Origin of the sequence: Bacillus sp. 3a (genome assembly GCF_017161885.1) — a bacterium.
In the GTDB taxonomy this organism is placed as follows: domain Bacteria; phylum Bacillota; class Bacilli; order Bacillales; family Bacillaceae; genus Bacillus; species Bacillus safensis.
This window is the reverse complement of the sequence record NZ_CP067376.1, coordinates 588,297-614,163: the sequence shown is the minus strand read 5'-3', so window position 1 is coordinate 614,163 and position 25,867 is coordinate 588,297. Positions and strand designations below refer to the sequence as shown.

The following is a 25,867-nucleotide window of genomic DNA, read 5'->3' as shown; positions in this document are numbered from 1 at the left end:
TAAATATATTTTTTGATAGAATCAACCTCTATTTTTGTCTGAAAAATCTCTTTTTTTATATTGACACTGACGTCTTGAAAAAAGAAAATGGAACATAAGCATTTTTAAAAAAGGAGAACGTCATGAGCGCGAATCAGGAGCAACAAGAATTAAAAAAGCTTTTATCACCGCGTCACATTCGCATGATTGCGATGGGCGGGGTCATTGGTACAGGAATCTTTAAAGGAAGTGCCGATACAATTGGTTTAGCAGGCCCTGGGGTCATTTTTTCCTATGTATTTGCCGGATTGCTGCTCCTCATTGTAATGGCAGCATTAGCCGAAATGGCCATTGTGTATCCGGGAAATAATCTTCGCGACCTTATACAAATTGCGCTTGGTCAACGTTTTTCATTTGTCGTCGGGTGGGTTTACTGTTTTATGTGGCTCACTGTATGTGTCATTGAGATTATTGCAGCTGGCAGTCTGCTTCAATACTGGCTGCCGAACGTGCCGTTATGGTCACTCTGTTTACTTTGCTCACTCTTAGTCATCGGAATTAACTTAAATAATGTAAAATACTTTGGTGAAATTGAGTTTTGGTTCGCTGGAATGAAGATTTTCGTTATTATTGTCTTTATTATTCTCGGTGCAGCATTATTATTTGGGATCATTCCAAACGAACAAAGCACACCAGCGCTTACCAACTATCAAAACTTCGTCCCGAATGGATGGGGTGCGATCTTTGCATCACTTTTAGTGGTTATTTTCTCTTATGGAGGCTCTGAATTGATCGGGCTGACCATTACTGAAACAAAGGATGCGGAGAAGGTCTTGCCTGGAGTAGTCAAAAGTATGATGTGGCGGATTATCTTATTTTACACATTGCCGATTTTGATCATCTGCGGACTCATTCCTTGGAATCAAATTGACCCAAATAACAGTCCTTTTGTCCAAGTCTTTTCTGCTGCTGGTATGCAGGGCGCCTCTCACTTCATTAATTTTGTCTTGATTACAGCCGTTCTATCTGCGGCCAATTCTGGAATTTATGGAACGACGAGAATGATTCATTCTCTTTCTAAATCAGACGGCGGTCCGAAAAAACTGGCACAGGTCAACAAAAGAGGCGTACCCATTTTAAGTTTATGGGTTACCGTTCTATTTCTTCTCATTGGAACATTTTTTGCTTACTTATATCCAGACCAAATTTTCAGCTACATGCTGGCTATTCCTGGTTTTGCTGTTTCACTCATTTGGATCAGCATTTGTATGGCACATCTGAAGCTGCGTCCAAAATATCCACAGGAGCCGTATTTCAAGGTGTGGCTGTTTCCGTATCTAACTTTATTTGCAGGTCTTGTACTCAGTTTGAGCTTTGTTTTGTTCCTATTCAGACAAGAAAACCTGCCTAGCTCCATTATCAGCATCGGTTTCTTAGTCGCTGCCATCATCGCTTCATTCTTAATGAAAAAGAAGGCTTAAATACCAAAACCCGCCGAAATGGCGGGTTTTTTTATGAGCTGCTATCTTCTGTTACCTCAAAATCAATCGACGCTTTTGGAATGCCGTTGATGATAATCGTTAAAGTATGGGTTCCCTCATAGTGCTTTCTCGTCGTCATATTTTGAAAGGACTGAGACCTGATAAATTCTCTATGTAACGCTGAACTTGTTTCAAACTCTGTGATTTTAAATACCTTTTGATTGCGGGTACCCCGAGCTTTGACATAGTCTATGGCATACTCTACACGCAGCTTTAGTGGCTTAGCCGCCTGAAGTGTAAATTGAAAGGTCATTTTCTCTCCAATACGAATAGGGTCTTGCACTACCTTCAAATCTGTTACTTGAACAGATGGATCATCCCCATAGCCAAACAAAGCCATGATATCTGGATCGCCTTTTTTTAGTAAGGTACGAGATGCATGTTTGATGATCCAGTTCGTATGTTCATTCGTTCCATACCAGCTTTTAGCCGTCTTCTTCATCAGATCAGGCCGAATCGCTGAAATGTCATTTAAGTGGTTCGCTACACTTTTTTGCACATAGCGCGCTGGGTCCGACTTCAAGTTTTCTAAAATAGGCAGCGTAACCGAAGGATCCTTTTTAAGTGCAGGAACAGTTAATCCCCATGGCAAACGTGGTCTGCATCCTTCACTCGCCAGCCGCCGAATATGCTCATTTTGATTCTGTGACCATACAAGCATTTGCGCCAGCATTTTGTCTTGACCCTGAATCAGAAAAGGCCGAACGGCAAATTCAGAAGTGGAAAAAGGCGTAAAGAATTCGAGCGCCTTGATCGAGATATCCCAATGCGCTAGGCCATATGTTTCGACGTAGTCTGGAAATACAAGCGCACTAAGTCCTGAAAAATGCGGGGCTGTCTGACGCAGCACCTCAATTGCCTGCTCATAATCCTTAGGCAGACAGGCATGCATCGATTCAGTGACTCTTCTCATTCTGCCTTTTAACTCAAGCTGCTGCCAATCCTTTTGAAACACAAGCCGCTGGAATTCTCCAGCATCAAACCCAGTCGACGCTTGTGCAAGTTTCTCCGCTAATTCTTCAATAAATAATTCATGATAAACGTGTTTTAATGGTTCGATCGTGTCCGCCTCCCGCTTCTCAATATCTTTATTTTACCCCAATCTGACAAAGGTGGTATTGCCAAAAGCAAAAACAGCCCTATTCCGAAGAATCAGGCTGTTGCGTTTCACTATATAAACATATTAATGATCATAATAAGTGCAATGGCACTAACAGAAATGATCGTCTCCATAGCCGTCCATGTCAAAAACGTTTCTTTAATGGTCATACCAAAATACTCTTTGATCAGCCAAAAACCAGAGTCATTGACGTGAGACAAAATCAATGAACCCGCCCCTGTAGCTAACACTAGAAGCTCTCTGCTCACATCCGGCATAGATGCAGCAATTGGTGCGACAATACCAGCTGCAGTCATCATGGAGACCGTAGCAGATCCTGTTGCTACACGAATAACCGCAGCAATCAGCCAGCTAAGCAAAATTGGCGAGATCGGCGAGTGTTTTGCTAAATCTGCAATATAATCACCAACACCCGAATCGATGAGCACATTATTGAAAGCCCCGCCTGCTCCAATGACAAGCAGAATAGAAGCAATCGGTCCTAAGCACTCATTACTAAAGGAAAGCACCCTGTCACGGCTCATCCCTTGCACAAAGCCAAGGCTGAAGAAAGAATACACCGTTGCAATCAGCAGTGCTGTAATTGGATCTCCGATGTACTTAAATACCTGATACCAAATATTGTCCTCTGGTAAAATAATATCCGCCAGTGTGGCAAGAAGCATTAAAATCACTGGCACCAAAATCGTAAACATCGTATTTGCAAAGCCGGGAAGTTTTCGATCTTCATTGCGTTCAGTAAATTGCTTTCTCAGCAGCTCTGGAACTGGTTTATGAATCCGCTTTCCAATCCACTTTCCATACAGCGGCCCAGCAATAATAGCTGTCGGCAAACCGACAATAATGGAAAAGAAAATGGTTTTCCCCACGTTGGCATGATAGATGCCGACAGCTGCCATGGCAGCTGGATGAGGCGGCACAAGACCGTGAACGACAGACAAGCCAGCAATGAGCGAAATCCCAATTGTCACGAGCGAGATGCCCGTTTCAATCGCAATCGTAAACAATAAAGGAATGAGAAGAACGAATCCGACCTGGAAAAAGACAGGTATTCCCACAATAAAGGCAACAAACATCATCGCCCAATGCACATTTTTTGTCCCAAACCGGCCGATTAATGTGTGAGCGATCCGCTCAGCTCCACCTGATTCAGCCATCATTTTCCCAAGCATGGTTCCAAGCGCTAGAACTATGGCCAGCAATGATAACGTATTGCCTAACCCCGTTTTGATGGATTGAATGATTTCCTGCAGGTCCATCCCTGTGGCAAAACCGACTAACATAGAGGTAATAATTAAACTCACAAACGGATTCAACTTAGCAACTGTTATGAGGATGAGTAAAAGGACAATTGCGGCAATCACGATGAATAAAAGCATGCTCTCCCACCTTTTCCCTGATGTTTAATGATTTTGTTTTAATTGAAGCGCACTAATGACATCAAATTCATCCTTGAGTTTGTCATAGAGACGCTCATATAAGTAAAACAGTTCTATGTATGTTTCATTGTTCTCCATATTTGGTTCATGACGGGCAGAGATTCGAATCCAATCTTGAACCTCTTCTATCTCTTCCATATAACCTAAACTATGAAGTGCGAGCACAGCCGCCCCAAGTGCTGATGCTTCGTAGCTTTCTGGGACAAGTACTTCCCTGCCCATCGTATCCGCTAAAATTTGCCGCCACAACGGAGATCGCGCAAATCCGCCCGACGCCCTGACATCCTTTGCTGAACCGGTTAAATCCCTTAAGGCAACACCGATTGAGAACACACTCATAATGACGCCTTCTAACACAGCTCTTATAAAATGCTCCCGCTTATGCTGAAGACCGATCCCAAAGAAAGTGCCTCTCGCATTTGGATTCCAATAAGGTGCACGCTCACCTGTTAAAAATGGCAGAAACAGCAGTCCCTCTGAGCCGGCTGGAACTTTTTTCGCAATATCAATCATCAGGTCGTAAGGGTCCACTCCAAGACGCTTTGCTACCTCTACCTCCGAGGATCCAAATTCATCCTTCAGCCATCTCAGCATGATCCCGCCATTATTCGTCGGTCCTCCAACCACCCAATGCTTATCAGTCAACGCATAGCAGAACGTTCTTGACTGTTCATCTGTTATTGGTTTGTCCACGACCGTACGGACTGCACCGCTTGTCCCAATCGTGACAGCCACCTCACCTTTTCCAATCGCTCCCACACCTAAGTTCGCTAGAACCCCATCATTCGCACCAACAACAAATGGTGTATCTTCCGCAATGCCCATTCGCAGGGCGATCTCTGGCTGAAGCCCTCTCAGCTGATACGTCGTGGGAACAAGTTCAGACAATTGATCAGCCTCAATTCCAGCAATACGCAGCGCCTGCTCATCCCATTGAAGCGTTTCCAAACGGAACAGTCCCGTTGCTGAAGCGATTGAATAATCGACGACATACTGACCGAAGAAATGATAAAGAATATATTCTTTGATAGAAATGAATTTCGCTGCCTTCTTGAAGACATCAGGTGCCATTTCCTTGATCCACCGTATTTTTGAAAGCGGTGACATTGGATGGATCGGTGTACCGGTTCTTTTATACACTTGGAAGCCGTCCATGTCTGAAGTGATTCGCTTCGCTTGTTCTGCACTTCTGTTATCTGCCCAAATGATACTGTTCGTTAACGCCTTGCCATCCTTATCCATCACAATCAAGGAATGCATCGCTGTACTAATCCCGACGCCTATGAGATGTTTTGCATCAAATGCTGCTTTCGTCAACGCACCTCTTACACTTGCAATGACGGCTTCTAATATATGTTCAGGGTCCTGTTCAACCCATGCTGGCTGGGGCTGAATGAGATCATAAGGAACCGAATGCTTTGCTATCACTTTCCCCTGTGGTCCAAACAGAACCGCCTTTGTACTTGTTGTTCCAATATCCAAACCAATTACCGCCTGGTTTCCCTTCATCTGTATCACGCCCAATCATTGATTTGAAATCATATTTTATTGTTTTGATATACCTGTTAAATCCCATTATAGGAATAATTTTTTCGACATTCAACGACTAAAAAGAAAATTATTTTCACTTAAAAGCTCAAAATCGTTACCACAACGGCATTTTTCACTAATAGAAAAATTTATTTTTGAAACCATTACACCCTTTTTTGTGAAATGGTTTCTCTCATTTGTTTTAAATTCGTTAAAGTTTCCTGCTGTCTTAAGTGAGCAAGTGCAAAGTATAGTACGTCAATGACAGTGAGCTGAGCAAGTCTTGCAGACATCGCTTCTGTTCGAAAAGCCGTTTCTTGCGTCGAAGTATACAAGGTGACATCGGCAAGCTGGCTCAATGGAGAGCGCTGATAACTTGTGATACCGATGGTTTTCGCTCCTTTTTCCTTTGCTGTTTTCATTGCATCGAGTAAATCTTTATTCCGGCCAGAATGAGATATACCAATCACTGTACTGTGCTGGTCGAGAAGACCGGCAGACATCGCTTGAAAATGGGAATCGGTGTGAACAATACAGTTGATGCCTGTCCTCATAAATTTATGAAAAGCGTCTGTTGCAATGAGTCCGGACCCGCCACTCCCATAAAACTCTAAGCGCTTTGCTTCATGAATGATTTGAATGGCTTTTTCTACATCCTCTGGATTCAGTAATTGAAAGCTATCCTTTAATGCAGATATATTTGCCTGAAAAACCTTTTGCATAAAAACGGCCGTATCATCATCAAGACTCATTTCTTCATCTACATAATCAGGCTTTGTTTGATCTATTTCCTGGGCAATTGCAATCTTCAAATCTTGAAAACCCTCAAATCCAAGCCTTTTACAAAGACGAAAAATCGTTGCCTCTGAACTCGCTGTCTTTTTGGCAAGCTCGACAATAGACAAATGAATAATATCGCCAGGTTCACTCGTAATATGTTCTGCAATTCCTTTCAGCTTTGGCGGCAATCCTCTGCTTGCTGCGCGTATTTTTTCAATACTACTTAAACTGACAGAAGCCAATTGACTTCACTCCTTCCTTAATCATGTTCCTCATGTTTCCATATTATAAAAAAGAAGCCTGTTTGCACAGACTTCTTTTTTATGAATTCATCGTTTTGATCAATAAATCAAAAAAAGCTTCAGCATCTACATCTGTACACACTTGGACATTGCGCTCTTTCTCCCATTGGTGCTGAAAATCACAGATCATTTGACCGTCACAAAACTCACTCTTCGTCTCCACTTCTACATGAAAAGCCTGTGTGCTTACAAGCTCCTTGTTAATGGCAAGACTTACAGCAAGCGGATCATGCATGGCACACGCCCACACACCATTGCGCTCAAAATAGCGCTGTCGGTAAATGCTTGTACTCTCTCTGATATAAGCTGCCAACGTTTCATTTTGAATGGCATCGATTCTCTCATCCGTTAACAAGACCTGTCTCGTGACATCTAACCCCACTTGAGTCAACGAAGGGAACCCAGCATCCAGCACCAATTTCGCTGCTTCTGGGTCTGCATATGTATTGAATTCCGCAACTGGTGTGACGTTTCCCTGCCCCTTCACGACACCACCCATAAAAATGACTTCTTTCACATGATGAATCAGCTCAGGGCATTTTTTCACCGCAAGGGCTAAATTCGTTAAAGGCCCTGTCAACACAAGCGTGACCTGCTCCGAATACTGCAGCACTTGTTCAATGATAAAATCAGGCGCAAAACCAGCATCTGCTGTTTTCTTTGGCTGGACATCCTTTAAAGCCCCGCCAATTCCATCCTCTCCGTGTACCCGATGTTCATAATGAGGCGCTCTTAAAAGAGGGGTTGCTGAACCTTTGATGACAGGAATGTTATCTGCCTCAACCAGCTCAAGCACTTTACACGTATTCAATGTAGCCGCATCGACAGACACATTCCCGCATACCGTCGTAATCCCCAAAATATCAAACTGCTTACTTTTCACTGCCAGCAAAATCCCAATCGCATCATCGATTCCAGTATCTACATCTAAGATCAATTTCTTTGTATTTGCCATGGGTGAAATCTCTCCCTTTTAATAGTGTTGTTAGGTGAATGATAGCATATGCCTGCTTCAACTATTTGGGTAATATTAGCAGGTTGATCTTATTACTCTTTTTCTCCGATATCCTTAAGATACTGTTCCCGTTCTTTTTCTGAAAGACTATTTAGAAAATCTTCTTTTACTTGAGGATCAAAGTCATCCCAGTTCTCAAAGCGATCTGATAAATCAGGATCATAACTCATTGAACCTATTTTTTTAGCTCTATATTGTAAAGAAGCTGAAAATCCGTACTTCTCCGGTTCATTATTTATATATCCATCGATTGTAATATCCCCCATAGGATTGATGGTCACATCTTTTTCAAACGTTATGGTTTTAATAAAATGATGAATGTCTCTTTTATGTAAATGCTCTTCAATCTTAGGTTTCATCTCCTCTGCAAGCTCTTCTGCTTTTTCTTGGTCGCTTTTTTCTTTTACCTCTACATTTACATTTGATTGACTTTGCTTATTGTGCTGAACGATTAACGAAATCACTGAGACAAGAATGATCACAACTATTACAGCAACAAGTTTTATTGTATTTTTCATATCTAGCACTTCCACCTTTTTATGAATGAAACATAAAAAAACAGGTACATAAATACCTGTTTTACTTTTTTTCTCCAATGTCTCTCAGATACTGTTCACGTTCCTCCTTAGTAAAACTTTTAAGGTAATTTTCTTTCACTTCCGGCTCATCTTTATATTCTTCCCAATCTATAAAGCGGTCTGATAAATCAGGGTCATAACTCATTGAATCAACCTTACCAGATTCATATCTCAACAATGCTTCGAAACTAAATCTCTCGGGTTCATCATTGATATATCCTCTAATAATGATGTGCCCCATCGGATTGATCGTTACTTGATTTTTGAAGGTGATTTTTTTTATAAATCCGTGAATATCAGACTCACGTAAATCCTCTTCAATTTTTGGCTTCATCTTCTTTGCATACTCTTCTGCTCTTTCTTGGTCGCTTTTCTCTTTTTGTTGCATACTGTTATTCCCTCCTGCATCATCGGGTTGGTCTCGTTTATGCTGGATAATTAAAACGGCTGAAATAATAATAATGATAATGATAAAAACAGACAAAAAAACTTTAAGGCTTTTCATATTATAATATCCACCTTTTCAACTTCAATTTACCTCTAATCATAGTTAAATATTTTTTCCACTTAAAATAGATATTTATCCCATAGTATATTATAATTTACATTGTTGTTAATATATTAATTACAGGAGTGACGACTTTGTCTAAGTTAAGGTCATATGCACTAACAGATGAGGATTATAATTTAATTTCTTCAAGATCTTATAGTATAGAAAACTATAAAAAATCTAAAGAAATAAAAATTAGCAATGGTAGAAAAATGTATGTCGTTGACTATAGAGAAACAGAAAAAGGACTTAACTCATTAACTCTGGTATCAATGGATGACTTTATTCGATCCGGTAAAGGCAAAGACCTCACCAAAATCAAAAACGCCGTCATCGCATACCGTGGTTCTGAACCGATTGGTGCAGACCAATATAAAGATACCATTAAAAAACATGGAAAAAAAGAGTCAGATGATCTTCTTTCTACCATTTTGACGAAGCTGCCTCCTTTTAGTCGATCGAAGGGTTCACAGGAAGTGACGACTAAGCTGACAACAGGCACAACCGCCTATACAAATGAAATTGTTCAGGATTGGATGGTTTCAGATACAAAGTATCTGATTAAAAATATTCCATTTGAGCATGGTGCAGAGAATCAAATGGTTCAAGCGGATCGATATGCGAAAGAAATACATAAGAAAATGCCGAATGCCAAAATGTATGTGACAGGTCATTCACTCGGCGGGTCAAATGCTTCCTATGTTCTTGTCAAAAACGACTTTATTCAAGGCGGGGTCACATTTGAGAATCCAAATATTTATCCAAATCTATCAGATGGTCTACAGGCTAAAGCATTAAAAGGCGATTACCGCAGTAGATTAACAGAATATATCAATCTCAATGACGGGCTTTCTCTTTTAAATCGGCATACGACAGAAATCGGTCGAGTGAAAGTGATGTATGATGCCGCTCTCCCCGAAGGTGTCGATTACTCCGAGGACTCCTCAAAAGCCGTCCAATTCATGAAAGACCTCCTCAATCGGGCAATGAGTGTGAATCCTTCACTGGATGCGAATTTATTCCTTGAAGCAATCGCTGGCAGCCATGGCTTAGATCGTTATACCTTTTCGCCAGACGGCTCCGTTCAAACCATTGATGATATGTTGAGAAAAAACCCTTCACTTACCACGGCCATGTTACATCAGTTGAGTCAATCAAATGTTGATCCTCATAGTGTGGTGGCGATTTTAATTAAGTCCCACGTTCTCATGAACACAGGGCGTAAATTCTCGACATATGCCGATCACCATATGCAGCAAATCATTCGTAAAATCGAGAAACTCGATGACAAAGTGGATCAATCTGTAGAACGGGTACGCTCAAGGTATAAACAAATTGTTGGCTTTGGTTCTTATGATCAGCTGACGGCTTCAGATGTGGATGCTGTGATTCGCCACTTAAAAACAGAGGGTCTTGAGAATGAGTTCTATTCGGTCAAAAAGTATGATACAGCGATTGATAACGCTATGAATTTAAAAAGATGGCTGGACTCAATATCAGACGATATGAGCGAGCTAGGAAAACAATACCACGATGCAGATACAGCCCTGGCGAAGAACATGGGTATTTCTTAAGGAGTACGATAAATGGAATTTTCAAAGAAACAACCAACAGATGCAGATCGTTTTTTGCAAAGAATGACAGATACGCATACATCAAGCTCCATCTTCTCAAAAGCAAACTTTGACACGGAAGACATGACACCAGCAGAGCTGGCAGCTTTGAAAGCAAAGATCAAAGAAGAACAGAAAACGGCACTTATCAGAGCCATCCGGCATCAGCTTCAAAATGAATTTGCAGAAGATCGCCAAGAAGCGGAAAAAATTTTAGATCTAATTGACGACCTTCTGGTCAAAGTGTATAAACAGCAACAGCGCATCCATACGCACATGTCAGGTGAAGCCATAGACACCTTAATAGAAAAAATTGAACAAAGACTCAAATTTTACGAACTGAAAGAAGATGTTCAATCTGCCATCAACTCGATTGGCATTTAGATGAACCTTCCATCCGATGAATCTTTTCCCTGCCTCACTCGTATATACTAAAAGAGTGATTGATTTGAAAGGAGATCTGTTTGTGGGATATATTTTGTTATTTTCGGTTGTGATCGGTCTTGTCTTGACCCTTTTGCTCACACCACTCAGGTTGATCGTTAGAAAGAAAGGGACAGAACAGCAGGTGCCGCTCATGTGGATTGCTGGCCTTGCTTTGCTGTTCATGATCGGTATTTTTGTTTTCTATTACATTACCAATTTAGACCGTAACCCTTCATCTCTATGGCTGATTGGACTTGTTGTGACAGCAGCAGGCGCCTTTTTGTCAGTGGGATTGGAGCGTAAAATCAAAGGCGTGCTGTTTCTTATTCTATTGCTGCTCGGTGTTTACATGGCGACAGCTTTTCTATTCAATGCGAATGAGAAATTCGATGTCTCCAAAATGGAGCAAAAAGTAGAAATCAAAGCATTTGATGAAAAAGAAACACCTGCGAGTGTGCCGCCTCAATTTGCCCGGAACAAAATGAAGAAATCGTTCGGACAGGTGCCAAACACAAGCTACTATGAGCTTGGCAGCTTGCAAATTCAGAAGGTCAACGGTGAGTATGTATACATCGCTCCAGTGGAGTTCTCGGACTTCTTTAAATGGATTCGTGCAGGCAGCACGCCGGGTTACTTTACATTAAGTGCGACCGACTCCTCTGCTAATCCAAAGTTCGTGAAGACGGAGATGGTCTATACGCCTTCCTCCTATTTCAACAAAGAAATTGAGCGGCATATCCGTCTCCAGTACCCAGATTTGATTTTCTATGGCGGCACACAGCTGGAAATCAATGATGACGGCAAGCCTTATTACATTCAAACGTATGGCGATTTCATCTCTGCCCGAAACGGCTTTAAAGCTTCCGGTGTCGTCGTTGTTGATGCCAAAACAGGTGCGACGAAGAAATATGCTCTAGATCAAGTACCTGCCTTTATCGACGGTGCTGTTTCACCAGAGGCGGTCAGTCTGCAAAACAGCTATTTCGGAAACTATATTCACGGGTTCTGGAACAGTATGTTTGGAAAGTCAGATGTCAAGCTGCCTTCCGATGAAGGAACGGAAGCCAATGTGAGCCCGGTATTTGATTCAAAAGGAGATATGTATTACTTCACAGATTTCACAAGTCCAAAAGAGGGCGTTGATTCCATGCTCGGATATGCCCTGACAAATGCCCGAACAGGAAAAGCGACTTATTATACCGGAAATCTTGAAGAATCCTACATGGATTCTCAGGGCGCTCTGCAAATTATTGAGAAACGATTCATCGAGAAGAAATGGAAAGGCCGCATGCCAATTCTCTATAATTTCTATGGGGAAGCCAGCTGGCTCACACCTGTTCTCGATTCAAATGGATTCCTGCAAAACTACTTTATCGTTTCTGCAGCCAATCCAGAAATCGCCGCGTACGCTTCTACACCAAACGAAGCACTAAGAGCCTATAAGACAGCTCTTCAAAAAGGCGGCGGTACTGTTAACAGTTCCTCTAAGCAAGAAAAGAAAGAAGTGGCAGGGAAGGTCAAACGAGTCTACAAAGAAAAGACCGGTGATTATACAACCGTCACCTTCCTGCTAGACGATGGGAAAAGCTACACTATGTCATCTGAAAAAGAACCTCTCGTCATTTATTTAAAAGAGGGCGATCAGATCACCATGAAATATACAGATACAGGTGAGATTTTCCTTCCAGTCGATGAAATCAAAATTAAAGGGTTATAAAAAAAGACGTTTCTCCTACTGAGGAGAAGCGTCCTTTTTCTCTTTCCTTAACAATTCAACGAGCAATTCCTTATTTTTATTTCCCCCGGTCATCGGTGACTCGACATAGGAGAACTTTCGTTTGAAATCCATGCCTCTGACAGAAATAACAGCCAATTCACCGCCAATGCTGCCTCGCTGGAGGACATATTTAGATAAAACAGAAAGACCCATTCCATGGATCACAGCTTCTTTAATCGCTTGATTGCTGCTAAAGGTTACAAAGGTTCGCGCTTTCAGTCCATTTGATTTCAGGACATGCTGTAAATATTCTCCTGTCCCTGATCCCTCTTCTCTCGTGATCCATGTTTCGTTTTGTAATTGATCAATGGTGACATCTTTTCTCTTGGCAAAAGGATGATCTAATGGCGCCACAATATAAAGCTCGTCCTCTAGAAAAGTTTCTACAGAAAGCTCTTTGTCATTGGTCTGTCCTTCGATCAAACCAATGTCAACATGGAATAAACGGACATGTCTAGCGATCGCCTCTGTATTATCAATGACCACCTCAATATCAACATGCGGATAGAGCTGATGAAACTCCGCCAATATTTGCGGCAGCACATACTCACCAATGGTGAAGCTCGCCCCGATGGTCAGCTTTCCTCTTGCCAGGTGGTGATGCTCATAAATGTCCTGCTTCGCCTGTTCATACAGACGAATGATTTGTTTTGATCGATGGTACAGCATATCCCCAGTTGGTGTAACGGTTAATTGCTTTGGTGAACGATTCAGCAGAACGGTCTGGAATTCCTGCTCCAAGTTCTTAATATGAAGACTGACACTTGGCTGAGAAATTCGCAGCTTTTGGGCTGCTTTTGTAAAGTTTTTCTCCTCCACCACTGTCACAAATGTCTTCAGTGCATCGTAATACATCGGTCCCTCTCCTATCAGAAATCTTAATCCAACACCTTACCTATATATATCTTACTAATTCCTTTCCAGCACGTAAAGAACCGCCTAAACGAAAACAATTTAATAAAAATATTTACTAATTTTTTTAAAGACTCTATACTAAGAGGAGATATTTTCTATAGGAGGTGCTGATTTGGCAGCTAAAATAAAGGACATTGCAGAAAAAGCAGGCTTATCCATTGCAACGGTATCTCGCGTACTGAACCAAGATCCCAACCTATCTGTCACCGATCAAACACGCGAAAAAGTATATGCCGCCGCAGAAGCTTTGTCCTACCAAAAGAAGACATTCAAACATTCATTAAAAAAAATCGCCTTTCTCTATTGGATGACTGAAAAGGAAGAGCTTGAAGATATTTATTTTAAATCCATTCGACTCGGCATTGAGGAACTCACCAATACTCGGAGCTTAAATGTGACCGCTTACAATCCGTCTGATGGGCTACATTCCATTGATTCTGCTACAGAAGGAATCATCGCCATCGGCCGCTTTAAAACGTCAGAACTTGACCAATTACATGCAATCACTCCGCACATTGTCTTTATTGATACGACACCAGATGAAGACCGTTTTGATTCTGTAAAGCCGAACCTGAAACGAATTGTTGAAAGGATCATCGATTCTTTTATCGAAAAAGAGCACACATCTATTGGGTTCATTGGCGGCACAGACCTTGATCTGAATACGAATGTGCATATTCCAGATATTCGTGAAACGACTTTCCGTGAATACATGATGACCCGCAATGTGCTTGATGAGCAATTGGTCTATATCGGTCACCATTTCTCAGTAGATGAAGGCTATTCGCTGATGATGAAGGCGATTGACGAGCTCGGTGATGATCTGCCCACCGCTTTTTGTGTCGCTAGTGACCCTCTTGCCATCGGCTGCTTACAAGCATTAAATGAGCGAGGATTTTCTCTGCCGAATCGCGTCAGCGTCTTTAGTATCAACGATATTCATGTGTCTCAATATGTGTCGCCGCCGCTCACCACGTATCATATCCATACGTCATTACTTTGTGAAACAGCGATCGATTTACTTTTAGAAAGACTTGTGGACGGCAGAACACTACCTAAAACTGTGCTAATTGCCTCAGAACCTGTCTTTCGGAAAAGCACCATATAATCAACTGGAAGCCCCTCCTAATGTGGAGGGCTTCTTTTCTCTCTATATGAGTAAAAAATTTTACTTAATAAATTTATTAAAATATGTTTACTTTTTTTACTTAAGTTGATATTCTCACATTAAGAAAGCGTTTTCTTATCATCTGTGAAAAAAGAACGAGAGGGGATTACCAATGAAAAAGGGAAAATGGGCGACATTATCAGCAGTTGTCGGTACTGCTGTGCTTCTGCTTTCAGCATGCGGGCCAGGAGATGACAATTCAAGCGGGACTCAGCCAGCATCTACAGGTACAAAGACCTTGCTAGTATGGGAGGATGTCAAAAAGTCTGATGGGATTCAAGACGCTGTAAAAGAATTCGAAAAACAAAACGATGTGAAAATCAAAGTGGTCGAAAAAGCGTATGCCGACCAAATCGAAGCTCTCCGCCTTGATGGAGCAGCTGGGACAGGCCCAGACGTCATCACGATGCCTCACGATCAAATTGGATCAGCCGTCACTGAAGGACTATTACAGGAAATCAAACCTGATCAAAAAGTGATCAATTCCTTCACAGACGAATCCATTCAATCACAAACGATAGACGGCAAGCTGTATGGCCTTCCTAAATCCGTTGAAACGACAGTGCTTTTCTATAACAAAGACCTTGTCAAAAAGGCACCAACTACACTTGATGGCTGGTATGACCTTTCGAAAAAGCTGACAAAAGACGGGAAATACGGTTTTGTTGCGAAATGGGATGAAATTTACTATGCACAAAGTGTGTTAGGCGGATCAGGGGGCTATATTTTCAAACAGAAAAGCGACGGCTCTTATGATGTCAATGACATTGGTCTGAACAACGATGGCGCCATCGAAGGCGGAGCATACATTCAAAAATTCTTTAGCGAAGGACTTTTCCCAAAAGGCATCATTGGTGAACAAGGAATCAATGTCCTCAACTCCTTATTCACAGAGAAAAAGGCGGCAGCTGTCATTTCTGGTCCATGGTCATTTGGTCCATATAAAGAAGCTGGAATTGACTATGGCGTAACAGAGCTGCCAACACTCCCGAACGGAAAGCATATGAGCTCATTCTTAGGTGTAAAGAGCTACAACGTCTCCTCTTATTCTAAAAATAAAGAACTTGCTGAGAAATTTGTTGAGTTTATCACGAATGAAAAAAATTCGAAGAAGCGATTCGAAGTGACAGAGGAAATTCCACCAGTGAAAAAGCTGATGAAAGATCCAATCATTACTAAAAACGCCAATGCAGATGCTATTTCAAAACAAACGAAATATGCCACACTGACACCGAACAACCCAGAAATGGCAGAAGTGTGGAAGCCGATTGACAGCGCATTAGGTCTCATTGCAACCGGCCGGACAGATGTGAAAAAGGCATTTGATGATGCCGTCAATCAAATCGACTCTCAAATTAAAGCAAATCACTCTAAATAATCATCAAACACGGGTAGCCTTTACGTCTATCAAGCTGCCCGTATTTGATCTAATTTCATATGAAGTAGGTGTTAGACGTGACGGGTAACCTTGAACTAGACCGCACACACATAGTGGAATCAAAGACACACCGGAGACGGGCGCTAATGTTCTCCTTAATACCCGGGATGGGGCAGATATACAACAAGCAGTACGGCAAAGGGGCACTTTTTTTCCTGTTCGGCGTCTCTTTTTTCATCGTATTTTATGATTTATTCAATATTGGCTTTTGGGGGCTGTTCACACTTGGTACGATGCTGCCTCGTGACAATTCTGTTTTCCTTTTGGCAAAAGGGATAATTGCCCTGTTAACAGCTGGTTTTGGTATCGGTTTTTACGTACTCATGATGCGTGATGCTTTTATGAACGGAAAGAAACGTGATCAAGGGGTTCCGCTTCATTCCATCCGAGCTCAATATCATCAGCTTATCGACCAAGGCTTTCCTTACTTAATGAGCACTCCTGCTTTCTTTTTACTTCTTTTTTCTGTTGTCTTTCCTATTATGTTCAGCTTTGCGCTTGCCTTTACGAACTACGATTTATACCACTCGCCTCCTGCCAATCTGATCGATTGGGTAGGGATCAAGAACTTTCAAAATATCTTTTCAATTGATATTTGGAGAGACACCTTCATTGATGTACTTGGCTGGACCGTCGTATGGACTTTGGCTGCGTCCACCCTTCAATGTGCCATCGGCATCTTTCTAGCGGTTCTGCTTAATCAGAAGGATTTAAAAGGAAAAAGGTTTTTTAGAACGATTTTGATTCTTCCTTGGGCTGTTCCGGGTTTTGTGACCATTTTGGTGTTTGCCGGACTGTTCAACGATACATTTGGAGCCATTAACAACACACTTTTTGCATCGATTGGAATTGATCCAAAACCATGGCTGACAGATCCATTTTGGAGCAAAATTGCCCTCATTGCGATGCAGACTTGGCTTGGATTTCCTTTTGTTTTCATTATGACAACCGGTGTTTTGCAAGCAATTCCAGAGGATCTATACGAAGCTGCGACCATTGATGGGGCAAACTTCTTTCAGAAATTCCGGTCCATCACATTACCGCTTGTCCTTTATTCCATTGCGCCTATATTAATCACGCAATATACGTTTAACTTTAACAACTTTAATATCATCTACTTATTTAATGGCGGAGGACCGCCTGTCGCTGGCTCAACTGCTGGGGGAACGGACATCTTGGTTTCTTGGATTTACAAACTCACGATGCAGTCTTCTCAATATGCACTCGCTGCCGCTGTCACGATCTTACTTTCAATCTTTGTCATCGCCATTGCACTCTGGCAGTTTAAGAGAACGAATTCATTCAAAGAGGAGGACATGATGTGATATGGGATCAAAACAAAACAAGCTCATTCGCCTGAGCATCACTTATTTTATCCTTTTCATTGCCTCCATTTGTATTCTATATCCACTGCTTTGGACGATCGGTGCTTCCTTTAACCCTGGGAACAGCCTCATGAGTACAAGCATGTTTCCGAAGAATCCAACGTTCAGCCACTTCACCGAGCTGTTCTTCGGTCAGGGGGCACTTTATGCAAAATGGTATTGGAACTCAATGAAGATCAGTATTGCCACAATGGTTTTAACGCTCGTTCTTGTCAGTTTTACAGGCTATGCCTTTTCCAGATTCCGCTTCAAAGGACGGAAAAATGGGCTGATGCTCTTTTTGCTGCTGCAAATGATTCCTCAATTTTCAGCGCTGATAGCGATTTTTGTTCTTGCTCAAATGCTTGGACTCATTAACAGCCACCTTGCCCTGATTTTGATTTATGCAGGTGGACAAATTCCGATGAATACGTATTTAATGAAAGGCTATCTTGATGCGATTCCAAAGGATCTCGATGAATCAGCCAGAATGGACGGCGCAGGGCATTTCCGGATTTTCATCCAAATTATTATGCCGCTCGCTAAGCCCATCTTAGCTGTTGTCGCAATCAACTCATTTACAGGTCCGCTGGGTGATTTCATCATTTCCAGTGTCATTGTCCGCTCACCCGAAATGTATACGCTCCCAATCGGTCTGTACAATCTTGTGTCAGACAAAATGGGTGCAAGCTACACGACCTTTGCAGCCGGGGCTTTACTCATTGCGATTCCAGTCGCTTTATTGTTCCTTGTTTTACAAAAACAATTTGTGTCCGGTCTCACACAAGGCGGGACAAAAGGATAAGGGGAGATTTGATGAAGAAATGGTTGCTTGTCACTGTTGTCGTTTTCTTTCTGATGGGATTAGGTATTCTGCCTGAAGCAAGGGCCGATACGATTTCTGTGAAACCGATCAATGGACTGCAAGGTGATTTCATCAAGGGAGCCGATATCTCGATGCTTGCAGAAGTGGAGAAAAGCGGCGGCAAATACTACAACCAGAACGGACAGCAGGTTGATCCGCTCAAGCTATTAAAGGATAAAGGCGTCAACTATGTGCGTATCAGACTGTGGAACCATCCATATGACAATCAAGGCCGTGCTTATAACGGCGGCACTAATGATCTCAATACAGCCATCGCTTTATCGAAACGTGCAAAAGCACAAAACATGAAAGTGCTGCTTGATTTTCACTACAGTGATTTCTGGACTGACCCCGGTAAACAATTCAAACCGAAAGCGTGGGCATCCCTCTCACAAAGCGATTTAGAAAAAGCGGTCGGCACTTACACTGGTGATGTGCTCAAAGCGATGAAAGCGCAAAATGCCTTGCCGAATATGGTTCAGGTCGGGAATGAGTTGAACTCAGGTATGCTGTGGCCAAACGGAAAAAGCTGGGGTGAAGGCGGTGGTGAATTTGACCGGCTCGCTGCTCTGCTAAAAGCTGGCACAAATGCCGTCCGCTCTGTCGATTCAAACATCAAAATCATGCTTCACCTTGCACATGGCGGAGACAATGGTGCATCCCGCTGGTGGTTTGATGAAATCACAAAACGAGGCGTCTCCTTCGATACGATCGGTTTATCTTATTACCCGTATTGGGACGGCGGCTTTAGCGGGCTTACGTCCAATATGAATGATATTAGTGCCCGCTATAACAAAGACGTCATCGTGGTAGAAACTGCTTACGGCTTTACAACAGCAAACGGTGACAACCTAGATAACTCATTTAACCAAGACTCTGTCAATACAGCCGGTTATCCAGCCTCACCTCAAGGTCAGGCATCTTTTATACGAGATCTATCCGAAAAAATTTCACAAGTAAACAACAACCGCGGGAAGGGGTTCTTTTATTGGGAGCCGCTTTGGATTCCAGCAAAAGGCGCTCCGTGGTCTAGTCAATACGGGCTCGCTTATATCCAAACAACCGGGACTATCGGAAATGCGTGGGAAAATCAAGCGATGTTTGATTTCAACGGAAAAGCACTGCCTTCTCTTGATGTATTTAAACAAATGACACCGTAACTAAAAGGATAGGACGTGACAAAATGGGAAAGCGTTATCCACTCGTTCACCCAAATGTGAAAGGCTTTTTGCATGGTGGCGATTACAATCCAGATCAATGGCTCCATATGCCAGAGATCATAGACGAAGATTTTAGATTAATGAAGCTTGCACACTGTCAAACATTCTCCATCAACATTTTCGCATGGAGTAAGCTAGAGCCAGCAGAGGGTCAGTATGACTTTGCATGGCTGGATGACATCATGGAACGCTTGGCAGCACAGGGGGCACACGCCATTCTCGCAACGCCAAGTGGAGCAAGACCTGCTTGGCTGTCACAAACATATCCAGAAGTATTGCGCGTCGAAGCGAATCGTCAGCGTAACTTACATGGACTGCGCCATAATCATTGCTTCACCTCTCCGGTTTATCGAGAAAAAACGAATACACTCAACCGGCTGCTTGCGGAACGCTACAAGGATCATCCAGCACTGATCATGTGGCACATTTCGAATGAGTACGGCGGCGAGTGTCATTGCGAGCTGTGCCAGGAAGCATTTCGAGACTATTTGAAGGACAAATACAACCACGATCTTGAGGCTTTGAATCAAGCATGGTGGACGGGATTTTGGAGCCACACGTATAGTGATTGGTCACAAATCGAATCACCCGCACCACACGGGGAGCACATGATTCACGGCATGAACCTGGATTGGAAGCGCTTTGTCACAGCACAAACGATCAATTTTTATCAAAATGAAATTAAGCCGCTGCGGGAATTGACGCCTCATATCCCAGTAACCACGAACTTTATGGGCGACTATCCGCATATGCGTCCATTTCTTGGGCTGGATTATCATCAATTTGCAAAAGAGGTCGATGTGATCTCATGGGATAGCTATCCTGCTTGGCACAGCGGCAGAGAAACAACGGCCGAATTAGCATCGAACGTTGCCTTTGTACATGATTTGTACCGTTCCTTAAAGGACGGACAGCCGTTTCTCGTCATGGAGAGTACGCCGAGCCTTGTGAACTGGCATGAAGTGAACAAGGTCAAACATAAAGGCATGGCACACCTTTCTGCCATGCAGGCAATTGCCCACGGATCAGACTCCGTGCTTTATTTCCAGTGGCGGCAAGGCCGAGGCGCCTCTGAGAAATTCCACGGTGCCGTTGTTGATCATTCTGGTCATGAACATACGCGCGTGTTTCAAGAGGTAGCTGATCTAGGGAAACAACTGGAGCAGCTGCACCCAATTGCGGGCACATCCGTTCAGCCAGAGGTCGCCATCATTTATGATTGGGAAAATCACTGGGCCATTGATGATGCGCAAGGCTTAAATAATACAAACAAACGCTATGTAGAGGCTTGTCAAACTCACTATCGAAGCTTTTGGAAAAAGGGTATCTCTGTTGACATAATCGGGATGGAAAAGGATTTCTCATCCTATCGTGTGCTCATTGGGCCAATGCTCTACATGATCAAACCAGGCGTTGCAGAAAAAATTGAAGCCTTTGTCAAAGCGGGCGGCATTTTTATCGCGACTTACTGGAGCGGCATAGTCGACGAAAATGATCTCTGTTTCCTCGGCGGTTTTCCTGGCCCTCTCCGCCATGTACTTGGCATTTGGGCAGAGGAAATCAACACATTGATGCCTGATGAACATGTGTTAATGACCACAGGGAATGGACGCACCTATCATGTCGGACAATATTGCGAATCTGTACATCCTGAAACGGCCTCTGTGTTAGGGCATTTTGAAAATGGCTGCTACGAAGGACAGCCAGCCCTGACTGTCCGTTCATTAGAAAAAGGGAAAGCATACTATATAGCCTCAGAAAATGAGCAGTCTTTTTATGATGAGTTTTACGAAGACCTTATCGCAGGTATTGGCATACAGCCCGTCCTATCCACTGCAATTCCAGAAGGAGTCAGTGTACAAAAACGAACAGACGGGTCGCAGGACTATGTGTTTTTGATGAATTTTACAGAAGAGCAGCAGAACATGTCACTAGATTCAGAGGCAAGCTATGAGAATATGCTGACTGGACAGCAAGTGCCTGAGCAGCTTCAACTTGATCCTTACGAGTATGTCATCCTGAAAAATCGTTGAAAGAAGCGTCCATTTAATGGACGCTTTTTAATTTAATAAGTCTAAATACCCATATTAATTATTGTGAACTTTAATCGTTATTTTTATCTAAATTTTTTTACAATATTTGATGCCGCGCCACGACTGGTCCCTCCATCCTTTTTTACCATTGTATAGGTATGAAAGCGGTTGCTTAATACTCATAAATTTGATACCCTTTTTTTTCAATGCACCTGTGGGAATGCATTGGATGAAAAGTATAGACAAATGTAAACGTTTTATTTGTAGGGGGAGGGGCTTATGTTAACGTTTGTTGGATTGATGATTATTTTAACGATTGTTGTGCTGCTGATTTGGGGGAAAGCAAGTCCAATTGTCGCCATGGTCATGGTGCCTTTAATAGGGGCGCTCATTGCGGGATTTGGGATCAATGACATTCAAACCTTCTTTGAGGAAGGGATTATCAAAGTATTGCCGGTGGCGACCATGTTTATCTTCGCCATTTTATTTTTTGGTATTTTGCAAGATACAGGGTTCTTTGAACCTGTAATAAAAACGCTGATTAAACTGACAAAGGGAAATGTGGTCACAGTTGCGATGGGGACAGCTCTAATAGGAGTCATCGCTCATTTAGACGGAGCAGGAGCGACTACATTTTTATTAACTGTACCTGCACTGCTTCCACTTTATAAAAAATTACATATGAGTCCGTACTTATTGCTGTTATTGATCGGGACAAGTGCTGGCTTAACGAATATGGTGCCGTGGGCAGGCCCCACAGGGCGGGCAGCAAGTGTGTTGAATATGGACCCATCTGAACTATGGGTGCCGCTCATTCCCATTCAGCTCATTGGGGTCGTTCTCGTATTAGGAATGGCATTTATTTTAGGAAAAAGGGAAGAAAAACGCATTCGGGTGAAAATCGCCGCAAATGAAATCGCTGCTGTTCAATTAGAAGGCGCAGATTGGGACCGGGCTATTCAATCCATTAGCGAGACAGGTGATGCCGCTTTAAAACGTTATCACTTGATTTGGGTGAATTTCATTCTGTTTATAGCCGTAGTTGTCCTTCTTGTGCTCAACGTGATTCCGGCTAGTTATATGTTTATGATTGGTCTTTCTCTTGCACTATTAATTAACTATCCGAAAGTGGATGTACAAATGGAGAGAATCAAGGCGCATGCACCTAGTGCACTCATGATGGCCGCTGTTATTTTCTCCGCAGGTTCATTTCTAGGAATTCTCGAAGGAACGGGAATGCTAAAAGCTATTGCTGTGGACAGCATTCAGATTCTACCTGCTTTCCTGCTTCCATTTTTACATATCATTGTCGGGCTGTTTGGGGTACCACTGGATATGCTGACAAGTACAGACGCTTATTATTATGCACTTCTGCCAATTGTCGAATCAATCACATCTGAGGTCGGCGTGACGGGCACTTCTGCGGCGTATGCCATGATGATCGGAAACATCATAGGAACCTTTGTCAGTCCTCTCGCTCCAGCCGTATGGCTTGCGATCGGTCTTGCAGGAGTCGATATGGGGAAACATATTCGCTACTCTTTCTTCTGGATGTGGGGATTCAGTATTGTTTTATTGATCGCTGCCAAACTGATAGGCATTATTTAAATAAAAAAGACATGCGCACAGCGACGCATGTCTTTTTTCATTATGAAGGATATTCACTTGTGTGAATGTCTGCATTCGGCTTTCTAATAAGAGACATTAATCCAATGATAAACAATAGAACCATTGGAGCGAATGCAAGGCCAACTGTTCCAATTAAAAGAGTCACAGCAGAAACCAAGAAAAGAATACCTGAAAGCACGGCACGACGGTCGGTTTTCAAGAAAATCACACCTACAATCGAAAGCACAGCCGCAATGGCGGAAACGACCATGAACTGAGTACCAAACGCATGAACCGAAGCCTGAAGCGTTTCAATCGGCAATGTTTCCCCTTCCTCTTTTAACACTTCATTGATTTCATCATAAAATGATGGACCCACAGAAAGGATTAATGCCCCAAACCCGACACCAATGGCATTGAGGACAATACTAATAATCCCCATAATTTTTTCACCTTTACGTTTAATCATGTGTAAACCTCCTAAAAAATTAAATTAACCTGTTTTTACTTCTCGTTTTTGGAAGACGATTAAGGCAATAGCTAAGAAAATAGCCCAATAGATGACTAGGACGGTTAGTGAGAATCCTAGAGACATACCTTCGATAAGAGTAACCTGTTCCATAAAGTATTGGGATGGATCGTTTGCAAATAACAGATATTTTGACCAATCAAAGAAGAGCATTAAAATACCTGTGACTGATCCACCCACAATATACGCTAACACACTAATGGCAATGGAGATAGCTTCACTTCTAAACACTGTAGAAATGGCGAACGAAAGGGTTCCCAAAACGACAAACATTGCACAATGAGCAAGATAATAATAGACCATATTTGCAAACTGCGAACGTTCAATCACTTCACCATTTTGATACACCAAATTCACATAATCAGTGTTAAGTCCAAAGAAAATAGCACCCAATATGAATGACAAAATAAATAGCACCACAACAAGTAAAAGAGCATACAGCTGCACCGTAATATATTTAGATATTAGGATCTTTAGCCTTGATGGTGGACGAATCAATAATAATTTAATTGTACCATGCTTGTATTCAGCCGACACAATGGTGGAAGCAATAATGATCACAAACACACCGACTAGTTGAAGTAAATTGGCGTTTGTTTTCACATAATCCCATACACTGTGGCTAAACTGATCAGCCGGCGGCAAGTTATGCTTGATTCGATAATCATTAATAGCGATCTCTTTTTCAAGCTCTCTTTTAAAGAAACCATTCTCTGTCTCTTTGAGCTCCTTCTTGTTTTCCTTATTCATCATTTCTAGCTGGGTTTTCCAATCACCTGAAGCATGATCTTTGTCATTTGTTTTCACTACAAAGATCAGCGTGGCAACCATACCTAACACAAGAAGCCCAACCATAATCCAAGTTCCAACACGATAACTGATTTTCATCCACTCGTTTTGAATGAGGCGAATCATACGTCTGCCTCCTTTTTACCTGTTAAGCTTAAGAACTTATCTTCTAAGGTTTGTTTTTCAATTTTGATCTCGTACAAATGAATAGACGCGCTGCTCAAATGACGGATTAATTCTGGCATTTTTTGTTCTGGCATAGAGAAAAATAAGTACTGCTCCTCTTCTCTTACAGTGACGCCTTCCTCAAATGCATCAATGAGCTTCTGTGCTCCTTCAAGCTCCCCGGCTGCTACCTTCATTCGATAATTAACCAAATCATCCTGCTTCGTCTCAGCACGCTGATCCTCAATCGCAATCAGCTTTCCGGTTTGGATAATTGCAAAGCGATCACACATCAATTCCATCTCTGACATGAGGTGACTTGAAACAATCACAGCCAGCCCTTCTTCCTTCGCAAGCCTTCTCAAGTAATCTCGTATCATTCGAATCCCCTCAGGATCAAGTCCATTGGTCGGCTCATCTAAGATTAGCAGTTTCGGTCTATGTATGAGTGCCTGCGCAATGCCCAATCGCTGTTTCATTCCTAATGAAAATGTACGCACACGCTTATGTTTCACATGCTGTAAGCTGACTAGCTCTAACAGCTCATCAATTCGCGCTTCATCCACTTTCCCATTCATTCGGGCAAAGTGAACAAGATTTTGTCTTGCCGTTAAATGATTATACATTTCTGGATTTTCAATAATCGCACCGACATGTTGGATGGCATGCTGATAGGATGTTTGAATACTATGACCATTAATCAGAATGTCACCAGATGTAATGGGAGAAAGACCGACCATCATACGAATGGTTGTTGTTTTCCCTGCACCATTTGGTCCTAAGAAGCCAAAGACTTCGCCCGCTTGGACAGAAAAGCTCAAGTCTTGAACAATCTTTTTCCCGCTAATATGTCTAGATACATTATGCAGTTCTAAAACGTTCGTCACGTTACCTCTCCTTCTTTGTCTAAGTATCATCTATCATTCTATTTCCTGATAAACACCATGATCCGTCAAAAATAGAAGAACACTTCCATATGGTACAGCAATGCCCAAAAGTTGTGAAGGGGATTAGCCAAAATTTAGCGAATCATCTGCCTTTTTTAAGGTAGAGTTAAGAAAACTGCGGATTTTTATGTGAAAAGAGGCTTGATTTTTTAAAAAATGAACCTTTTTCAACAGGT

The 25,867-nt window shown here is 42.3% G+C and carries 22 protein-coding genes; 11 read left to right on the top strand and 11 right to left on the bottom strand.

The annotated features are described in order from the left end of the window. Nucleotides 1-122 precede the first annotated feature (122 nt). Nucleotides 123-1,460, top strand: coding sequence for an amino acid permease (locus JJ692_RS02910; RefSeq protein ID WP_024423951.1), 1,338 nt, complete (start codon nt 123-125; stop codon nt 1,458-1,460). A gap of 31 nt (nt 1,461-1,491) precedes the next feature. Here JJ692_RS02910 and JJ692_RS02905 read toward each other — a convergent pair whose 3' ends face one another. From JJ692_RS02905 to JJ692_RS02875, 7 genes are all read right to left on the bottom strand, one after another. Continuing rightward, nucleotides 1,492-2,580 carry a DNA alkylation repair protein gene (locus tag JJ692_RS02905; protein WP_029706442.1) on the bottom strand — a complete coding sequence of 363 codons (1,089 nt, stop codon included), beginning with the start codon at nt 2,578-2,580 and terminating at the stop codon, nt 1,492-1,494. Between the two features lie 110 nt (nt 2,581-2,690). After that, on the bottom strand, nt 2,691-4,019 hold the full coding sequence (locus JJ692_RS02900; RefSeq protein ID WP_197173033.1) for a GntP family permease: 1,329 nt from the start codon (nt 4,017-4,019) through the stop codon (nt 2,691-2,693). Between the two features lie 24 nt (nt 4,020-4,043). Continuing rightward, nucleotides 4,044-5,588 carry a gluconokinase gene (gntK, locus tag JJ692_RS02895; protein WP_024423954.1) on the bottom strand — a complete coding sequence of 515 codons (1,545 nt, stop codon included), beginning with the start codon at nt 5,586-5,588 and terminating at the stop codon, nt 4,044-4,046. Nucleotides 5,589-5,773: 185 nt separating this feature from the next. After that, nucleotides 5,774-6,631, bottom strand: a complete 858-nt coding sequence (locus tag JJ692_RS02890; RefSeq protein WP_024423955.1) for a MurR/RpiR family transcriptional regulator — start codon at nt 6,629-6,631, stop codon at nt 5,774-5,776. Nucleotides 6,632-6,710: 79 nt separating this feature from the next. Next, a complete protein-coding gene (locus JJ692_RS02885) occupies nt 6,711-7,646 on the bottom strand; it encodes a nucleoside hydrolase (protein WP_172881136.1) in 936 nt (311 codons plus the stop codon). 92 nt (nt 7,647-7,738) lie between these two features. Further along, a complete protein-coding gene (locus JJ692_RS02880; RefSeq protein ID WP_206534202.1) occupies nt 7,739-8,224 on the bottom strand; it encodes a DUF1433 domain-containing protein in 486 nt (161 codons plus the stop codon). Between the two features lie 61 nt (nt 8,225-8,285). Beyond that, nucleotides 8,286-8,789 carry a DUF1433 domain-containing protein gene (locus tag JJ692_RS02875; RefSeq protein WP_151862738.1) on the bottom strand — a complete coding sequence of 168 codons (504 nt, stop codon included), beginning with the start codon at nt 8,787-8,789 and terminating at the stop codon, nt 8,286-8,288. A 128-nt stretch (nt 8,790-8,917) separates the two neighbouring features. Here JJ692_RS02875 and JJ692_RS02870 point away from each other — a divergent pair, with 128 nt between their 5' ends. The 3 genes from JJ692_RS02870 to JJ692_RS02860 all read left to right on the top strand — a co-directional run bounded on the left by JJ692_RS02870 (nt 8,918) and on the right by JJ692_RS02860 (nt 12,590). Continuing rightward, complete coding sequence (locus JJ692_RS02870) at nt 8,918-10,408, top strand: lipase family protein (protein WP_206534201.1); 1,491 nt, start codon at nt 8,918-8,920, stop codon at nt 10,406-10,408. 12 nt (nt 10,409-10,420) lie between these two features. Then, nucleotides 10,421-10,831 carry a hypothetical protein gene (locus tag JJ692_RS02865; RefSeq protein ID WP_198456680.1) on the top strand — a complete coding sequence of 137 codons (411 nt, stop codon included), beginning with the start codon at nt 10,421-10,423 and terminating at the stop codon, nt 10,829-10,831. An 82-nt stretch (nt 10,832-10,913) separates the two neighbouring features. Continuing rightward, on the top strand, nt 10,914-12,590 hold the full coding sequence (locus tag JJ692_RS02860) for a hypothetical protein (protein ID WP_206534200.1): 1,677 nt from the start codon (nt 10,914-10,916) through the stop codon (nt 12,588-12,590). A gap of 15 nt (nt 12,591-12,605) precedes the next feature. Here JJ692_RS02860 and JJ692_RS02855 read toward each other — a convergent pair whose 3' ends face one another. Beyond that, the gene (locus JJ692_RS02855) at nt 12,606-13,505 is read right to left on the bottom strand and encodes a LysR family transcriptional regulator (RefSeq protein WP_024427566.1); all 900 of its coding nucleotides are present in this window, start codon (nt 13,503-13,505) and stop codon (nt 12,606-12,608) included. Nucleotides 13,506-13,677: 172 nt separating this feature from the next. Here JJ692_RS02855 and JJ692_RS02850 point away from each other — a divergent pair, with 172 nt between their 5' ends. The 7 genes from JJ692_RS02850 (at nt 13,678) to JJ692_RS02820 (ending at nt 23,261) form a co-directional block, all read left to right on the top strand. Then, the gene (locus JJ692_RS02850; protein ID WP_206534199.1) at nt 13,678-14,673 is read left to right on the top strand and encodes a LacI family DNA-binding transcriptional regulator; all 996 of its coding nucleotides are present in this window, start codon (nt 13,678-13,680) and stop codon (nt 14,671-14,673) included. Between the two features lie 172 nt (nt 14,674-14,845). Beyond that, nucleotides 14,846-16,111 (top strand): galactooligosaccharide ABC transporter substrate-binding protein GanS, encoded by a 1,266-nt coding sequence (ganS, locus tag JJ692_RS02845; RefSeq protein WP_206534198.1) that lies wholly within the window; start codon nt 14,846-14,848, stop codon nt 16,109-16,111. Between the two features lie 146 nt (nt 16,112-16,257). Continuing rightward, nucleotides 16,258-17,496, top strand: a complete 1,239-nt coding sequence (gene ganP / locus JJ692_RS02840; RefSeq protein ID WP_095409952.1) for a carbohydrate ABC transporter permease — start codon at nt 16,258-16,260, stop codon at nt 17,494-17,496. A gap of 1 nt (nt 17,497) precedes the next feature. Beyond that, complete coding sequence (locus JJ692_RS02835) at nt 17,498-18,340, top strand: sugar ABC transporter permease (protein WP_024423962.1); 843 nt, start codon at nt 17,498-17,500, stop codon at nt 18,338-18,340. An 11-nt stretch (nt 18,341-18,351) separates the two neighbouring features. After that, nucleotides 18,352-19,560 (top strand): glycoside hydrolase family 53 protein, encoded by a 1,209-nt coding sequence (locus tag JJ692_RS02830; RefSeq protein ID WP_098677068.1) that lies wholly within the window; start codon nt 18,352-18,354, stop codon nt 19,558-19,560. A gap of 23 nt (nt 19,561-19,583) precedes the next feature. Then, the gene (locus JJ692_RS02825; RefSeq protein ID WP_206534197.1) at nt 19,584-21,653 is read left to right on the top strand and encodes a beta-galactosidase; all 2,070 of its coding nucleotides are present in this window, start codon (nt 19,584-19,586) and stop codon (nt 21,651-21,653) included. A 279-nt stretch (nt 21,654-21,932) separates the two neighbouring features. Then, nucleotides 21,933-23,261 carry a CitMHS family transporter gene (locus JJ692_RS02820; RefSeq protein WP_206534196.1) on the top strand — a complete coding sequence of 443 codons (1,329 nt, stop codon included), beginning with the start codon at nt 21,933-21,935 and terminating at the stop codon, nt 23,259-23,261. A gap of 40 nt (nt 23,262-23,301) precedes the next feature. Here the strand turns inward: JJ692_RS02820 and JJ692_RS02815 are convergent, their stop codons facing one another. The 3 genes from JJ692_RS02815 to JJ692_RS02805 are packed head-to-tail and all read right to left on the bottom strand — an operon-like array spanning nt 23,302 to nt 25,631. Continuing rightward, nucleotides 23,302-23,730, bottom strand: coding sequence for a DUF4064 domain-containing protein (locus JJ692_RS02815; RefSeq protein WP_024423966.1), 429 nt, complete (start codon nt 23,728-23,730; stop codon nt 23,302-23,304). A 24-nt stretch (nt 23,731-23,754) separates the two neighbouring features. After that, on the bottom strand, nt 23,755-24,705 hold the full coding sequence (locus JJ692_RS02810; protein ID WP_024423967.1) for an ABC transporter permease: 951 nt from the start codon (nt 24,703-24,705) through the stop codon (nt 23,755-23,757). Then, the gene (locus JJ692_RS02805) at nt 24,702-25,631 is read right to left on the bottom strand and encodes an ABC transporter ATP-binding protein (protein WP_024423968.1); all 930 of its coding nucleotides are present in this window, start codon (nt 25,629-25,631) and stop codon (nt 24,702-24,704) included. The genes JJ692_RS02810 and JJ692_RS02805 overlap by 4 nt, the downstream gene beginning before the upstream one ends. Nucleotides 25,632-25,867 lie beyond the last annotated feature (236 nt).

Bases quoted from the DNA above. Each gene is read 5' to 3' on its own strand.
- JJ692_RS02910 (WP_024423951.1), top strand. From the start codon at position 123: ATGAGCGCGAATCAGGAGCAACAAGAATTAAAAAAGCTTTTATCACCG.
- JJ692_RS02900 (WP_197173033.1), bottom strand. From the start codon at position 4,019: ATGCTTTTATTCATCGTGATTGCCGCAATTGTCCTTTTACTCATCCTC.
- gntK (WP_024423954.1), bottom strand. From the start codon at position 5,588: ATGAAGGGAAACCAGGCGGTAATTGGTTTGGATATTGGAACAACAAGT.
- JJ692_RS02885 (WP_172881136.1), bottom strand. From the start codon at position 7,646: ATGGCAAATACAAAGAAATTGATCTTAGATGTAGATACTGGAATCGAT.
- JJ692_RS02880 (WP_206534202.1), bottom strand. From the start codon at position 8,224: ATGAAAAATACAATAAAACTTGTTGCTGTAATAGTTGTGATCATTCTT.
- JJ692_RS02875 (WP_151862738.1), bottom strand. From the start codon at position 8,789: ATGAAAAGCCTTAAAGTTTTTTTGTCTGTTTTTATCATTATCATTATT.
- JJ692_RS02865 (WP_198456680.1), top strand. From the start codon at position 10,421: ATGGAATTTTCAAAGAAACAACCAACAGATGCAGATCGTTTTTTGCAA.
- JJ692_RS02855 (WP_024427566.1), bottom strand. From the start codon at position 13,505: ATGTATTACGATGCACTGAAGACATTTGTGACAGTGGTGGAGGAGAAA.
- ganS (WP_206534198.1), top strand. From the start codon at position 14,846: ATGAAAAAGGGAAAATGGGCGACATTATCAGCAGTTGTCGGTACTGCT.
- ganP (WP_095409952.1), top strand. From the start codon at position 16,258: ATGTTCTCCTTAATACCCGGGATGGGGCAGATATACAACAAGCAGTAC.
- JJ692_RS02835 (WP_024423962.1), top strand. From the start codon at position 17,498: ATGGGATCAAAACAAAACAAGCTCATTCGCCTGAGCATCACTTATTTT.
- JJ692_RS02830 (WP_098677068.1), top strand. From the start codon at position 18,352: ATGAAGAAATGGTTGCTTGTCACTGTTGTCGTTTTCTTTCTGATGGGA.
- JJ692_RS02825 (WP_206534197.1), top strand. From the start codon at position 19,584: ATGGGAAAGCGTTATCCACTCGTTCACCCAAATGTGAAAGGCTTTTTG.
- JJ692_RS02820 (WP_206534196.1), top strand. From the start codon at position 21,933: ATGTTAACGTTTGTTGGATTGATGATTATTTTAACGATTGTTGTGCTG.
- JJ692_RS02815 (WP_024423966.1), bottom strand. From the start codon at position 23,730: ATGATTAAACGTAAAGGTGAAAAAATTATGGGGATTATTAGTATTGTC.
- JJ692_RS02810 (WP_024423967.1), bottom strand. From the start codon at position 24,705: ATGATTCGCCTCATTCAAAACGAGTGGATGAAAATCAGTTATCGTGTT.